This is a genomic window from Streptomyces abikoensis (assembly GCF_014648775.1).
Taxonomy (GTDB): domain Bacteria; phylum Actinomycetota; class Actinomycetes; order Streptomycetales; family Streptomycetaceae; genus Streptomyces; species Streptomyces abikoensis.
Genome location: NZ_BMRT01000001.1, coordinates 671,726 through 685,009 on the forward strand (window position 1 = coordinate 671,726; position 13,284 = coordinate 685,009).

A 13,284-nucleotide genomic window follows, 5' to 3' on the forward strand; every position below is an offset into this window, starting at 1 on the left:
GGAGTGGACGGCGTCATCCGTGGGCCGGTGGGGGCTGGTCGCGCAGTTCCCCGCGCCCCTTCGGGGCGCGGACCCGCACCGCACGCGACCTCCCACCGGCTGCGAAGCTGACGTCATGCACCACATCCTCGTCGTCGACGACGACCCCACCGTCGCCGAAGTGGTCACCGGCTACCTGACCCGCGCCGGCCACACCGTCACCCACGCCGCCACCGGCGAAGCCGCCCTCGCCGAAGCCGAACGCCGCCGCCCCGACCTGGTCGTCCTCGATCTGATGCTCCCCGGCGGCATCGACGGCATCGACGTCTGCCGCGCCCTGCGCGCGACGCACGACCGCCTCCCGGTCATCATGCTCACCGCCCGCGGCGACGAAGAGGACCGCATCCTCGGCCTCGAAGTGGGCGCGGACGACTACGTCACCAAGCCCTTCAGCCCCCGCGAGCTCGTCCTCCGCGTGGAGTCCGTCCTGCGCCGCTCGGCACCCACGAGCGCACCGCCCCTGCGGGCCGCGGGGCTGGTCCTGGACCCCACGGCTCGCCGCGCCACCAAGAACGGCACCGACCTGGCCCTGACCCTCCGCGAGTTCGGCCTGCTCGCCTTCCTCCTGCGCCATCCGGGGCGCGCCTGCACCCGTGAGGAGCTGATGCGCGAGGTGTGGGGCTGGGACTTCGGGGACGTGTCGACGGTGACCGTCCACGTCCGCCGGCTGCGCGCCAAGATCGAGGACGACCCGGCGAACCCCGCCCTGATCCGGACCGTGTGGGGCGTCGGCTACCGCTTCGAGGCGGCCGGGAATGGGTGACACGCTGCTCATCGCCCTGTTCGCCTTCCTCGGCGCGGCCGCCGCCGGCCTCCTGGGCGCGCTGGCGCTGCGCGCCCTGCGCCACCGCTCGGTGACGGTCTCCCTCGCCGTCGTGGCCGCGGTGTCGGTGACCGCGATGCTGGCCGGGACGCTGGCCGTGGCCCGGGCGATGTTCCTGTCCGCGCACGACCTGACGGTCGTGACGACGGTGTGCGCGATGGCCGCCGTGGTCTCGCTCGCCACGGCCCTGCTGCTCGGCCGCTGGGTGGTGGCCCGCAGCGCCGACCTGACCCGCGCGGCCCGGTCCTTCGGCGAGGGCGGCACGTTCGCCGCCCCCGGCGGCGGTGCCACGGCGGAACTCGACGCGCTCTCCCGGGAGCTCGCCGCCACCAGTGCGCGGCTCGCCGAGTCCCGGGAGCGGGAGCGCGCCCTGGACGCCTCGCGGCGCGAGCTGGTGGCCTGGATCTCCCACGATCTGCGCACCCCGCTGGCGGGGCTGCGCGCCATGTCCGAGGCGCTGGAGGACGGCGTCGCCGAGGACCCCGCGCGCTACCACCGGCAGATCCGCACCGAGGTCGACCGGCTGAACACGATGGTGGGCGATCTCTTCGAGCTCTCCCGCATCCACGCCGGCGCCCTGCCGCTGCGCCCGAGCCGGATGTCGGTGTACGACCTGGTGGACGAGGCCCTGGCGGGCGCCGGGCCACTGGCGCGCGAGCAGGGGGTGAAGCTGGTCGGGAACGGGGACGGGAACGGCGTGGCCGCCGTGCCCGTCGAGGTGGACGGCAAGGAGATGACCCGGGTCCTGGGGAACCTCCTGGTGAACGCCATCCGGCGGACCCCGCCGGACGGCACGGTCGCGGTGGCCGCGCGGCGCGAGGCGGACGCGGTGGTGGTGTCGGTGACGGACGGCTGCGGCGGCATCCCGGAGGAGGATCTGCCCCGGGTCTTCGAGACGGGCTGGCGGGGCTCGGCGGCCCGGACTCGGCCCGGGGGCGCGGGGCTGGGCCTGGCGATCGTCCGGGGCATCGTCGAGGCCCACGCGGGCCGTGCGTCGGTCCACAACGTGCCCGGCGGCTGCCGGTTCGAGGTGACGCTCCCGGCGGCCGGCCCATGAACAACATGAACAAACACCCGTCCCCTGGGCGTCAGCCTGTCGGCCCGCGCCACCCCGTGAAGGGTGATCACGGCCCAACACGCTGACGTGATCAGGGGTCGTGCGTCACGATGCACCCGCCGGGAGAGCGAGCAGCGACGACCGTGGAGCGGGATGGCCATGTCCGACACCGGAGCCGAGTCAGATGTCGACGCCGACCCCCTGCGCAGGATCGCCGCGGCGATCGAGCGGGAGCGGGATCCCTCCACCCGGACGTGCCTGACCTGCGGCGGCCCGGCCCTCGTGGTGGTGCGGGAGGAGTCGGCCGGGAACAGCCCGCCGGTGATCAGCGCCCGGAAGGCGTGTGCGAACCAGGGCTGTGAGCGCCCGTGACCCCGGCGGCGGCCGTCCGCGCGGCCCAGCGCTGCTCGACCTTGGCGAAGCGCCAGTAGCCGAGGGCGAGGGCCCAGACCAGCACGAACAGTCCGACGATGACGAAACCGACGTTGTCGAGGTTCAGCCCGGCGATCCAGCCGGTCACCGCGTCGTCCAGATCGAGCTTCTCGTGGAGCACGCCCACCAGCTCGATGGTGCCGATGAGGAAGGCGACGGCGATGGAGAGCCCGGTGATGGTGAGGTTGTAGTAGACCTTTCTGACGGGGTTGGAGAACGCCCACTGGTAGGCGAAGTTCATGAACGTGCCGTCGAGCGTGTCGAACAGGCTCATGCCGGCGGCGAACAGCAGCGGCAGGCACATGATCGCGTACCAGGGCAGCCCGGCGGCGGCACCACTGCCCGCCATGACCATCAGCGTGACCTCGGTGGCGGTGTCGAAGCCCAGGCCGAAGAGGAAGCCCAGCGGGAACATCTGGCCGGGGCGGCTGATGGAGCGGGTGAAACGGCCGAGGACGCGGTTCATGAAGCCGCGCGAGTCGAGCTGCTTCTCCAGCTCCGCCTCGTCGTAACGGCCCTCGCGCATGGCGCGGAAGACCCTCATGATGCCGGCGAGGGCGATGAGGTTGAGGACGGCGATGAGGTAGAGGAAGCCGCCGGAGACCGTGGTGCCGACGACACCGAGGGTCTGATGGGTGGTGGACTCCTCGTTCATCAGCGTCCCGGCCAGCCGGGTGCCGCCGGAGACCAGCAGCGTCAGCAGGACGACGACGCTGGAGTGGCCGAGGGCGAACCAGAAGCCGACGGAGACCGGGCGTTTGCCGTCCGCCATCAGCTTGCGGGTGGTGTTGTCGATGGCGGCGATGTGGTCGGCGTCGAAGGCGTGCCGCATGCCGAGGGTGTAGGCGGTGACGCCGAGGCCGACGCCGAAGACCTTGGAGCCGACGGTGTAGTGGTTCGGCACGACCAGCAGGAAGAGCACGCCGAAGGCGACGACGTGGAGGGCGACGACGACGGCCAGCAGGCCGGCGGTCCGCACGGTGTCCTCGCGGCGCCAGCGGAAGGCGGGCGCGGACGGATCCGCGGACGGACCCGCGGACGGTTCTGTGGATATGGACATCTTGGGGTGAACGCTCCAGCACCTCGTGGATCATTTCGAGAATGCCGTGGCCGGTCTCCTGGCTTACGGGTGATGGCGTTACCGTCCCGCCTTCCCGGCAGCCGGACGCTGCCAGTGGCTCCGCGTGCCGGGGCACGCGGAAGAGGACGGTCACTCCCCGATCACAGTGGCGAGGGCCGCTCCGGAATCGGCCCACGAGGGCCTCACCGGTCTTCCCGAACACCACGGCCGGGCAACCATAACGTCCCGGCCGAGCCCCGGGGCAAAAATGTGGCACTTGCCATCTCTTCGCAGCAGGGACCGACACTTCGCAGGTGATGGACGCGCGGGTCGGCCCGGTGTACGAGTGCAGGAAGACTCCAGGGACGGACGCGAGAGGGCTGAGCGCCAATGGCGGACACGGCAGGGGACGTCGAGCGGAGGCCCGGGGAACCGGGGGAGCCGGTGGTGCCGGAGGAGCGGGCGGCGTTCGTCCGCCGCATCGGGCTGTTCCAGGCCACCGCCATCAACATGAGCCAGATGTGCGGCATAGGACCGTTCGTCACCATCCCCTTGATGGTGGCCTCCTTCGGCGGGCCGCACGCGGTCATCGGCTTCGTCGCGGGGGCGGTACTGGCCCTGGCCGACGGGCTGGTGTGGGCCGAACTGGGCGCGGCGATGCCCGGCGCGGGCGGCAGCTACGTCTATCTGCGGCAGGCGTTCCAGTACCGGACCGGAAGACTCGTGCCGTTCCTGTTCGTGTGGACGGCGATGCTCTTCATCCCGCTGGCCATGGCCACGGGTGTGATCGGGTTCGTCCAGTACCTGGGCTATCTCTGGCCGGGGATGACACAGACCCAGGGCGATCTGACGGGCCTGGCGTTCGTCGTGGTGGTCGTCGGGCTGCTGTGGCGGCGGGTGGAGAGCATCGCGCGGATCACCGCGGTGCTGTGGGGCGTGATGATCGTCTCCGTCGTCCTGGTCATCGTGGCCGCGTTCACCCACTTCAGCCCGGACCGGGCCTTCACCTACCCGGCGGGCGCCTTCGACCTCACGACCGGTCAGTTCTGGCTGGGCTTCGCGGCGGGCCTGACCATCGGCATCTACGACTACGGGGGCTACAGCACCGTCGCCTACATGGGCGCCGAGATCAAGGACCCCGGACGGACCATGCCGCGGTCCATCATCTACTCGATCCTCGGCATCATGGCCATCTACCTGCTGCTGCAGATCGGCACCCTGGGCGTCGTCGACTGGCGGGAGATGCTGGACCCGGACTCCACGGCCGGGTCCTCCGTGGCCTCGGCGGTGCTGGAGCAGACCTGGGGCAAGGGCGCGGCGGACGTCGTCACCGTGCTGATCCTCATCACGGCCTTCGCGTCCGTCTTCACCGGGCTCCTCGGCGGCTCGCGCATCCCCGTGGACGCCGCGCGGGAGAACGTCTTCTTCCGGCGCTTCGGCGCCCTCCACCCCCGGCTGCGCTTCCCCGTGCTGCCGCTGGCGACGATGGGCGTCGTCTCGGCCGTGGGCTTCCTGATCGGCCGTCATACCGACCTGGCGACGATCATCCAGTTGCTGATGGCGGTCATGGTGATCCTCCAGGCGCTGTCGCAGGTGCTGGCCGTGACCGTGCTGCGGCGCCGGCAGCCGGCGCTGCCGCGCCCGTACCGGATGTGGCTCTATCCGCTGCCGAGCCTGGTGGCGCTGGCGGGCTGGCTGGTGATCTACGGCTTCGCGGACCGCAACTCCCCCGGCCGCCATCCCATCGAGTGGTCGCTGGCCTGGGTGGGCGCCGGGTGCGTGGCGTTCACGCTGTGGGCGGCGAAGGAGAAGGTGTGGCCGTTCGGGCCACGGGAGATCAGCGAGGACTACCTGCCGGGCGGGGCCTCGGCGCGGGGGCTCGCGGCGCCCGTGACCGCCGTCGAGGACAGGCCCGTCGTCGAGGCGGGGGACGACGATCCGGACCCCGGCGCGGACCCCGGTACGGGCCCCGGAGGTGTGGCGCCCACCCCGGCCTGACGGGGCGTCGGCTCCATCGGCCGGGCCGCCCGGACTCCTGCGGTCCGGCCGAACGGTGATAAAACGGCACCCATGCCCGTGACCACTGCCCCTCCCCCGCCCGTCCCCGACGCCCAGCCGCGCAGGCTGCTCTGGCACCGTCTCATATTCGGGCTCTGGTACCGGCCCGTCGAGGTTCTCGACGAGGCGCGGGACCGGAGCGTCTGGGGAGCGGCGGCCTTCCTGTCCCTGCTGTGCGGGGCGCTGGGGACGCTGGCCAACGACTCCTTCTGGGTGCAGTGGGGGGTCAGCCCCCTGCTGGCGCTGGAGGCCATGGCCATCGGCTCGCTGGTGATGATGCTCGCCAGCCTGCTGCTGGGCGCCGCCACCCACGCCATCGCCCGCCGGCTCGGCGGCAACGGCAAGTTCGCCCCCACGGCGAGCCTGTTCGTGGTGCTGTTCTGGGCGAGCGACCTGCCCCGGCTGGTACTCGACACCTGGCTGCCCGCGGGTTCGGTGCCGGTGCGCGCCGCCGCGTCGGTGACGGCGGCCTTCGGCTACGCGCTCGCCACGCTGCTGATCCGGGGTCAGCACCATCTGCCCACCCACAGGGCGGTGGCGGCGGTGAGCCTCCAGATGCTGGCGGCGGTGACGCTGCTCAAGTTCCCGCCCGGCAGCGCCTGAGCGGACCCGCGCCGACGAGGTGACTCGACGAGGTGACGACGAAGGCCCGCCCGGTGCGACGGGGGATGCACACCGGGCGGGCTCGAGGACAGTTCTACCTCATCAAGGATGGGTTATGCATCAAAAACCTGTTCGGCCGCCCGAAGACCACCGGACGGGGAGCGATTTCAGGCCACGTGCGCGAATGGCCGGACGCCAGGTCAGCTCGTCCCTCGGAACGTCGAGTTCCAGATTTTCGAAGCGCTCCAGCAGCGCGGCGAGCGCGGTCTCCGTCTCCATCCGGCCCAGCGCGGCACCCAGGCAGTAGTGGATGCCGTGGCCCAGCGCGAGGTTTCCCGAGCGGTCCCGTCCCAGGTCGAAGCGGTCGGGGTCGGGGAACCGGGCCGGGTCGCGATTGGCCGAGGCCAGCGACAGCAGCACCGTCTCACCCGCCGGGACCGTCACTCCGCCGATCTCCACGTCCTCCACCGGGAAGCGCCGGATCGCCAGCGGAACGGGTCCGTCCCACCGGCTGACCTCGTCCACGACCGCCGCGAGACCGTCCGGATCCTTACGCACCGCCCGCAGCAGTTCCGGACGGTCCAGCAGGGCGAGAACCGTGTTGCCGATGAGATGGGTGACGTTCTCGTAGCCGGCGAACACGATGAGGAACGCCAGGGACGTCAGCTCGTCCCGGGAGAGGGTGTCCCCTGCCTCCTGCACCGCGATCAGGTCCGAGAGCAGGTCGTCGCCGGGCTCGGCGCGCTTGGTCTCGATGAGCGCGGTGAAGAAGGCCATCAGGGAGGCGACCGCCTCCTTCATCAGGTGGGGCCGCGAACGGTCGGGGGTGATCATGGCGTCCGTCCAGGCCCGGAAGTCGACCTGGTCCGCCCGGGGGACGCCGAGCAACCGGCAGATCACGACGACCGGCAGCGGGCCCGCGAAGGACGCCAGCAGATCCGCCCGCCCAGCCGGCTCGACGGCGTCCAGCAGCTCGTCGGCGAACGACCGCACCGGGCCGCGCAGCTTCTCCACCCGGCCCGGGGTGAACGCCTTCACCACCAGCCGGCGCAGCCGGGTGTGGTCGGGCGGGTCCATGTTCAGCAGGTTGGCGTCGAGCGCCGGGGGCAGGGAGAAGCCGCCGTAGTTGCCGGGGAGGGCGTTGCTCCGGTCGAGGGAGAGCCGGGGGTCGGCGAGGGCGGTCCGTACGTCCTCGTAACGGGTGACCAGCCAGGCGGGCTTGCCGTCGGGGCCCTCGAACCGGTGCACGGGGCCGCTCTCGCGGAGCCGGGCGTAGGTGCCGTAGGGGTCGGATATCAGGTCGGCCGTCGAAGGTGGGGTGTCGGTCGGTCGCATGGGATCCGACTCTAGACCGGACCGTCCGGTCCTTTATCGCACAAGCGGCGCCGGATTCCGGCGGATCGTTCGATCCGCCGGAATCCGGCGCCGGCCTGTGTCGTAGGCGGCCTTGACCCCCGTCCAGGGCCGCCTCGTCCATGGGCCGCGCGCCGTCAGGGACGGCGTGCCGCGCTGATCTCCCGTAGTTCGGTGAGCACCGCGTCGACCAGCGGATCGTGGAAGACGTCGGCGACGCGCGCCAGGTGCTCGTGCTCCTCCGCCGGGTCGGCGCTGACGGTCATCACCACGCTGTCGGCGGACGGCCGGGCCACGTGCCCCACGGTCTGGTTGCCCAGGCCCCTGCGGAGCGCGGCGGCCTCCACCACGGCGGCGGTGCGGTGCTCGTCGAGGGCGGCGGCGCCGGCCTTCTCCCGGGCGATCTCCAGGGTGACGGGCTCGACGTGCCGGCGGACGCCGCGCTGGATGTCACGGATCTCGGCCATCTGCCGGTTGGCCCGCCACTCCAGGTCCGCGAGCGGCCAGCGGGCCGTCCAGCGGGACTCGGGGATGGTGACCTCCGGGGCGTGGGCGGTGACCTCCCGCCACAGCGGCTCCAGCCGGCGCAGCCGGCGCCAGGCGGCGGCCCGGGGGCCGACGGCCGGCAGCGAGAAGCCGAGCAGCACCAGGAGCGCGGCCACCGAGGCCGTCATCGGCGCCACCCCGTTGGACAGCCAGTACTGCTCGTGGCCGACCCAGCTCAGGACGAACCCGGCGAGCTTGCAGGCGCAGTACACCAGGCCCAGCCAGCAGCCCGCCGCCAGGGTCCGCAGCCCCTTGGCGAGCCAGGAGCGGCCCAGTTGGGCGGCGTAGCGGGGGCAGAGCGTACCGAGCCCGGCGAGGCTCACGCCGAAGATCAGCAGATAGAGCACCAGGAAGGCGACGACGCCCGGGGCGTCGGCGTAGGCGGTGCTGAAGTCGCGCGGGTGCTCCACGTCGTCCGGGCGGCCGACGAGGAAGCAGCCGATGGCCACGGCCCAGGTCAACCCCACCGCCCAGACCGCGAGGCGGCTGCGCGCGGCGGCGCGGGAGTGGGCCCCCTCCTCGCCCCGGCTGGTCCAGCGCAGCAGCAGCACGGTGGCGCCGGAGGCGAACAGCACGACGGCCGAGTAGAGGAAGACCATCGCCAGGTTCGCCACGCCCGTCAGCCGGTCGAAGGCGCGGTAGACGCTGGGCGCGGAGAACAGGAAGACGATCGGCACGCCGGAGGTCATCAGGGCGGTCAGGCCCAGGTCGACGTTGCCGCGGTCGCGGAACCAGGCCCGGGCCTTGTAGCCGACGATGGCCCAGGTGACGGCGCTGAAGCTCAGGTAGAGGGCGTCGAAGGCGTCAAACACCGGCGCCCCTTCCGTCGGCGGACCCGTCCTGGATCTTCTGCCGGACGTGCTGGAGCGCGGGCCCCAGCGACGCGGCGAGCTCGGCGGCCTGACCCTCCAGCAGGACGTCCTGGCCCGGCGGCGGAGGCACCACCTTGGCCATGAGGAGGGTGCCGAGGATCTCCGTCTCGCGTTCGGTGAGGTTGTCGTAGCAGTGGTGCCGGGCCAGACCCATGGTCAGCCCCATGCGCCGCATGGCGGTGGCCACGTCGACCGAGGGCGTCCACACCTTGAGGGCGTCCTCGGTGACGGCGGGGTCCTGGTCGTGACCGAGCAGCAGGTGGCCGATCTCGTGGAGCACGATGTGGACCTGGTGCCACGGGGAGGTCTTCTGCTCGTAGATGACCCAGTACGCGTCGTCCGTGGTGGCCGTCATACCGGAGACGACGCCGTCCAGGCTCATGGGCACCAGATGGATGGGTCGGCCCACATGGCGCGCGACGGCGTCGCACATGCCCTGGAGATCGGTCGACGCGGGCAGGGCGAGCTCCTGGATGAGCTGCTTGCACCGGCGACGTATCCGTCCCACGCGCATGCTTGCACCGTCCTCGTCCTCGGTACGCCGCCAGTTGGTGAAGAGGCCGTCCTCCGCTGTCACGGTCACGGTCGCTTTCCACCCCCCGCGTCGGGCGGGTCGGACGGAAGGTTCATCTGCTGCCGGAACTGGCTGATGATCGTGGTCAGGCTGTCCTGCACCTCGGGGGGCAGGCCCACCGAGCGCAGGGCGATGGCCCGGACGCGCTGGTCCCTCATCGCGACGAGGAAGCGGACCTCCTCCTCCACGCGCTCGGCCTGGGAGTCCGACAGATCGCCCATCAGGTACCCGACCGGCACGGCGAAGAACTTCGCCAGCGCCCGCAGGACGTCCGGGCTGGGGTTGGCGCGCTTGCCGTTGCGCAGCATCGACAGATACTGCTCGGTGAGCGTGACGTCGCCGTACTCCTCCCCGCGGCTGATCTCCTCGGCCACGTGGCCGTTGGTGTACGGCGCGCCGGGCGGGTGCATGTTCGCGAACAGGTAGTTGAGCCGCTGCGCGAGCGGGCTGCCCACGTCACCAGCCGATGCCGGCCTGTCCCCCCCGTTTGCCATCTGCCCCGTTCCTTCACGCGTGTTGCGTCGCATCGCGGCCGCGGGGCCCGGTGCGACATACGACTCATTACTGCCTTTCACGGCCAGTTAAGTCCGTGGTGAGTCCTTGGTGACTTCGAGGGGCATCCTGTCATGCCCGGAGCGCCGAGCACTAGTCCGTCGGCGGTTACGAGCGGATGACGGACTTAACCACGGGTTGAGGTCGCCCGGGCCGGGGCGGGTTCGCCTACGGTGGGGGCATCAGCGGAAGTGGGGGCGCAATGGCGCGAAAAGGTTGCGGGGGCGGCATGGCAGGCGGTAAGGGCGGCGGGAGCATAGGGAGCCGGGAGCCGGGAGCCGGGAGCCGGGAGCCGGGCTCTCCGGGCGAACCGGGTGATCTGCGCGTTCCGGTGGGGCCGGACGCCCGCCGGTGGCGGACGTTCCCGGGCCGCCGGCTCCTGGTCGCGGCGGCCCGCACCGTCACCTCCACCGTCCGCCTCCTCGACACCCTCCCGGCACTCTGCCGCTCCGACCCGCGCCTCGACGTCGTCTTCGCCTTCGACCCCACCTCCGCCTTCGGCGACGGCGTCCACGACCTCCTCCGCGCCGCCGGCGTCCGGATCATGCCCTGGGGGCAACTGGCCCGTACGGAATGCCATCTCGTCGTCTCCGCCAGCGAGAACATCGACCTGACGCCCGTCCCCGCCGCCTGCCCCGTCCTCGTCCTGCCGCACGGCGTGGGCTTCCACAAGCTCGTACCGGACGCGCGCGGCACCGGCCGGCGCCTCTCCGGGGTCATGGACGACGAGCGCGCCTGGCACACCGTCTCCCACCCCGACCAGATCACCCAGCTCGCCGAGCACCACCCGGCCCTCGCGGCCCGTGCCCGGCTGATCGGCGACCCCTGCCACGACCAGATCCTGGCGTCCCGGCCGCTGCGCGACCGCTACCGCGCGGCGCTGGGGGTCCGGGACGGACAGCGGCTGGTGGTGCTCAGCTCCACGTGGGGCCGGCAGTCCCTGCTCGGCACCGACCCCGGGCTGCCCGCCCGGCTGGCGGCCGCCCTCTCCCCCGACGGCCACCGCGTCGCCGCCGTCGTCCACCCCAACGTCTGGTCGGCGCACGGCCCCTGGCACGTCCGCCAGGTCGAGGCGGCGGCCCTGGACGCCGGGCTGCTGCTCGTACCGCCGCAGCGCGGCTGGCAGGCCGCGCTCGTCGCGGCGGACGTCCTCGTCGGCGACCACGGCTCCGTGACCTTCTACGGCGCGGCCCTCGGCACGCCACTGCTCCTCGCCGCGTTCGGCGAGGAGTCGGTGCCGGGGACGCCGATGGGCGAACTGGGACGCGTCGTCCCGCGCCTCGACCCGTACGCGCCGTTCGGCCCGCAACTGGAGCGGGCCGTGGCCGAGCACGACGCGGAGCGCGTGGTCAAGGTGACGTCCGGCGCCTTCATCGACCCCGGACGGGCGCTGGAGCGGCTCCGGTCGCTGGTCTACGAGCTCCTGCGCCTGCCCGAGCCGGCGGCCTCCGGCCCGCCGCCCCTGTACGCGGCGCCCGAGCCGCGGGCCGAGGGCGGACGGGTGACGGCTGTGTGGGTGCGCACCGAGGTGACTGCCGAGGGGTTGGTGGCGGTGGACCGGCTGCCGGTCGTGGGGGCCGAACCGGAGGAGGGGGACGGTGTGTTCGTCCACCTCGCGTGCGACGAGGACGAGCAGGACCTGCGGCTGCTGGGCAGCGCGTCCGTGATCACGTCCGGGTCGGCCCCGGTGGCCGCGTCGGCCTCGGCCCGGGCCCGCGAGACGCTCGCCCGGTGGCCGGGGTGCCGACTGGCGACGTCGGGGTTCGCGGGTGGGTGTGTGAGTGTGCTGTGGGACGGGCGGGTGGTGGAGACGCGGGCGACGGGCGCGGCGTTGGAGCCGGGAGTGCACGCGGCCGTCGTCTACGGGCTGTTGCGGGCGGGGCGGGAGTTGGACGGGGTGTTCACGGTGCGGGTGGGGGCGCGGGAGGAGGACGTGGTGGTCTCGCCCCGGCCCCGCCCTTCCCCCTGTGCATGACGCGCAGGGGGCGGCCGAGGTCAACGGTCGGCCGACATCCTTCGCGTCATCGTTCATTCCGGTCGCGGCGCCCCCGAGCGGTCGTCTGCGCGGTGAGGTGGCGCAGCAGCCGCACCCACGGAGTCCTCCGCGCACGTGCGCTGTTCGCCGGTTCGAAGGCGTGCGCCGCCCGGTCCAGGCAGTCCTCCAGGAGCGCATCGTGCAACCAGCGGAAGGCCAGCGGCCACCAGAGCCGGGCGCTGCCGTGCAGCCGCACCGCGATGGTGTGGCGGAGTACGGCGCCGCCCGCCTCGGCGGGCTGGACGGTGAACTCGTGGATGCCCTCGAAGCCGCGCGGGGCCGAGAACCGGAACCTGACCCACTGGCCGGGCACGTAGGCCGCGACGGTGTAGCCGATCGGGCCGTGACCGCCCCGCGAGCCGACGCGCAGGCCTCGGTCCAGCACCATCTGCGGCCAGGCCGGGCTCGGCCACAGCGGGTCGTCGGCGCCCGCCAGACCGTCGAGCAGGGCGCCGACCTGCTCGGGTGATGCCGGGAGCCGGCGCTCGTGGACGTTCAGCACGGCCATGGCGTGCCCCTTCCAGAGATATTGGAGACCCTTCTCCAATTGAAATAGAGGGTACTCTCCATTTCATGGCCCGGCCACCCCGCTATGACGAATCAGACCTCCTCGACGCCGCCCTGCGCCTGGCCGCCGCCCATGGACCGGCCGCGGTCACCATGTCGGCGGTCGCCCGCGAGTGCGGCGCTCCCAGCGGCTCCGTCTACCACCGCTTCCCGCAACGGGCCGTCCTGCTGGCCGAGTTGTGGCTGCGCACGCTCGACGAGTTCCAGGCCGGCTATCTCGCCGCGCTCGACTCCCGTCCGCAGCCGCACGAAGCGGGCGGCGCGGCCGCACGCCACGTCATCGCGTGGAGCCGGACGCATCCCGAGCAGGCCGCCGTGCTGCTGCACGGACCCGACGCCTTCGGCCAGGACGAGTGGCCCGACCCGTATGCGCGCCGCTTGGCCGACAGCAACCGGCGGGTTCGTGAGAGGTTGTCGGCGTTGGCCGCCCGGCTCGGCGCCACCGCGGTCGCGGACGTCGAGCGCGTCATGCTGGCCGCCGTCGACCTGCCACTGGCGCTGGTGCGCAGACATCTGCGCGGCCGGACGCCCTTGCCCGAGTTCGCCGAGGATCTCGCGCAGGACGGCGCGATCGACCTGCTACGGGGGCTGGCGGTTTCCCGCGGCGAAGACCAGGCCTAGCGTCCTGTACTCAGCGGATTTCAGGCGCAGGACACCAGAACGAGGGGGCCGAGCAGATCTCGTGCCCGGGCCCGGTCGGTGGGGCCGGCACC

13 protein-coding genes and 1 riboswitch are annotated in these 13,284 nt (G+C 72.5%); of the genes, 7 read left to right on the top strand and 6 right to left on the bottom strand.

Annotation, left to right across the window (positions count from 1 at the left end; genetic code table 11):
• Positions 1–115 precede the first annotated feature (115 nt).
• The 3 genes from IE096_RS02910 (at position 116) to IE096_RS02920 (ending at position 2,291) form a co-directional block, all read left to right on the top strand.
• Entirely contained in the window at positions 116–802 is a 687-nt protein-coding gene (locus IE096_RS02910) for a response regulator transcription factor (protein WP_189448034.1), read from the top strand.
• Positions 795–1,919 carry a sensor histidine kinase gene (locus IE096_RS02915; RefSeq protein WP_189448036.1) on the top strand — a complete coding sequence of 375 codons (1,125 nt, stop codon included), beginning with the start codon at positions 795–797 and terminating at the stop codon, positions 1,917–1,919. Before IE096_RS02910 ends, IE096_RS02915 begins: the two co-directional genes overlap by 8 nt.
• 159 nt (positions 1,920–2,078) lie before the next feature.
• Positions 2,079–2,291 carry a hypothetical protein gene (locus tag IE096_RS02920; protein ID WP_189448038.1) on the top strand — a complete coding sequence of 71 codons (213 nt, stop codon included), beginning with the start codon at positions 2,079–2,081 and terminating at the stop codon, positions 2,289–2,291.
• Here IE096_RS02920 and nicT read toward each other — a convergent pair.
• Positions 2,245–3,411: a Nickel transporter NicT gene (nicT, locus tag IE096_RS02925; protein WP_189448040.1), complete on the bottom strand. Its 1,167-nt coding sequence runs from the start codon at positions 3,409–3,411 to the stop codon at positions 2,245–2,247. The genes IE096_RS02920 and nicT overlap by 47 nt on opposite strands.
• Before the next feature lie 31 nt (positions 3,412–3,442).
• Positions 3,443–3,653, bottom strand: a riboswitch (cobalamin riboswitch).
• A gap of 148 nt (positions 3,654–3,801) precedes the next feature.
• Here nicT and IE096_RS02930 point away from each other — a divergent pair.
• Both IE096_RS02930 and IE096_RS02935 read left to right on the top strand, forming a co-directional pair.
• Entirely contained in the window at positions 3,802–5,409 is a 1,608-nt protein-coding gene (locus IE096_RS02930; RefSeq protein WP_189448042.1) for an APC family permease, read from the top strand.
• Between the two features lie 72 nt (positions 5,410–5,481).
• Positions 5,482–6,072 (top strand): YIP1 family protein, encoded by a 591-nt coding sequence (locus tag IE096_RS02935; RefSeq protein ID WP_189448044.1) that lies wholly within the window; start codon positions 5,482–5,484, stop codon positions 6,070–6,072.
• Between the two features lie 120 nt (positions 6,073–6,192).
• Here IE096_RS02935 and IE096_RS02940 read toward each other — a convergent pair whose 3' ends face one another.
• The 4 genes from IE096_RS02940 to IE096_RS02955 form a co-directional block, all read right to left on the bottom strand.
• Entirely contained in the window at positions 6,193–7,407 is a 1,215-nt protein-coding gene (locus tag IE096_RS02940; RefSeq protein WP_189448046.1) for a cytochrome P450 family protein, read from the bottom strand.
• Positions 7,408–7,562: 155 nt separating this feature from the next.
• Positions 7,563–8,783, bottom strand: coding sequence for an MAB_1171c family putative transporter (locus IE096_RS02945; RefSeq protein WP_189448048.1), 1,221 nt, complete (start codon positions 8,781–8,783; stop codon positions 7,563–7,565).
• A complete protein-coding gene (locus tag IE096_RS02950) occupies positions 8,776–9,426 on the bottom strand; it encodes a hypothetical protein (protein WP_189448050.1) in 651 nt (216 codons plus the stop codon). The genes IE096_RS02945 and IE096_RS02950 overlap by 8 nt, the downstream gene beginning before the upstream one ends.
• Positions 9,423–9,911: a helix-turn-helix domain-containing protein gene (locus IE096_RS02955; protein WP_189448053.1), complete on the bottom strand. Its 489-nt coding sequence runs from the start codon at positions 9,909–9,911 to the stop codon at positions 9,423–9,425. The genes IE096_RS02950 and IE096_RS02955 overlap by 4 nt, the downstream gene beginning before the upstream one ends.
• A gap of 287 nt (positions 9,912–10,198) precedes the next feature.
• On the opposite strand from IE096_RS02955, the gene IE096_RS02960 reads away from it, so the two are divergent.
• On the top strand, positions 10,199–11,944 hold the full coding sequence (locus IE096_RS02960) for a hypothetical protein (protein ID WP_229819873.1): 1,746 nt from the start codon (positions 10,199–10,201) through the stop codon (positions 11,942–11,944).
• 46 nt (positions 11,945–11,990) lie between these two features.
• Here IE096_RS02960 and IE096_RS02965 read toward each other — a convergent pair whose 3' ends face one another.
• Positions 11,991–12,512 (bottom strand): SRPBCC family protein, encoded by a 522-nt coding sequence (locus IE096_RS02965; RefSeq protein WP_189448056.1) that lies wholly within the window; start codon positions 12,510–12,512, stop codon positions 11,991–11,993.
• A 65-nt stretch (positions 12,513–12,577) separates the two neighbouring features.
• Here IE096_RS02965 and IE096_RS02970 point away from each other — a divergent pair, with 65 nt between their 5' ends.
• A complete protein-coding gene (locus IE096_RS02970; protein WP_189448058.1) occupies positions 12,578–13,192 on the top strand; it encodes a TetR/AcrR family transcriptional regulator in 615 nt (204 codons plus the stop codon).
• Positions 13,193–13,284 lie beyond the last annotated feature (92 nt).

What these genes read in the sequence shown, in the direction of transcription:
- IE096_RS02920 (WP_189448038.1), top strand. Translation starts at nt 2,079, where the DNA reads ATGTCCGACACCGGAGCCGAGTCAGATGTCGACGCCGACCCCCTGCGC.
- IE096_RS02935 (WP_189448044.1), top strand. Translation starts at nt 5,482, where the DNA reads ATGCCCGTGACCACTGCCCCTCCCCCGCCCGTCCCCGACGCCCAGCCG.
- IE096_RS02930 (WP_189448042.1), top strand. Translation starts at nt 3,802, where the DNA reads ATGGCGGACACGGCAGGGGACGTCGAGCGGAGGCCCGGGGAACCGGGG.
- IE096_RS02940 (WP_189448046.1), bottom strand. Translation starts at nt 7,407, where the DNA reads ATGCGACCGACCGACACCCCACCTTCGACGGCCGACCTGATATCCGAC.
- IE096_RS02955 (WP_189448053.1), bottom strand. Translation starts at nt 9,911, where the DNA reads ATGGCAAACGGGGGGGACAGGCCGGCATCGGCTGGTGACGTGGGCAGC.
- IE096_RS02965 (WP_189448056.1), bottom strand. Translation starts at nt 12,512, where the DNA reads ATGGCCGTGCTGAACGTCCACGAGCGCCGGCTCCCGGCATCACCCGAG.
- IE096_RS02960 (WP_229819873.1), top strand. Translation starts at nt 10,199, where the DNA reads ATGGCAGGCGGTAAGGGCGGCGGGAGCATAGGGAGCCGGGAGCCGGGA.
- IE096_RS02915 (WP_189448036.1), top strand. Translation starts at nt 795, where the DNA reads ATGGGTGACACGCTGCTCATCGCCCTGTTCGCCTTCCTCGGCGCGGCC.
- nicT (WP_189448040.1), bottom strand. Translation starts at nt 3,411, where the DNA reads ATGTCCATATCCACAGAACCGTCCGCGGGTCCGTCCGCGGATCCGTCC.
- IE096_RS02910 (WP_189448034.1), top strand. Translation starts at nt 116, where the DNA reads ATGCACCACATCCTCGTCGTCGACGACGACCCCACCGTCGCCGAAGTG.
- IE096_RS02970 (WP_189448058.1), top strand. Translation starts at nt 12,578, where the DNA reads ATGGCCCGGCCACCCCGCTATGACGAATCAGACCTCCTCGACGCCGCC.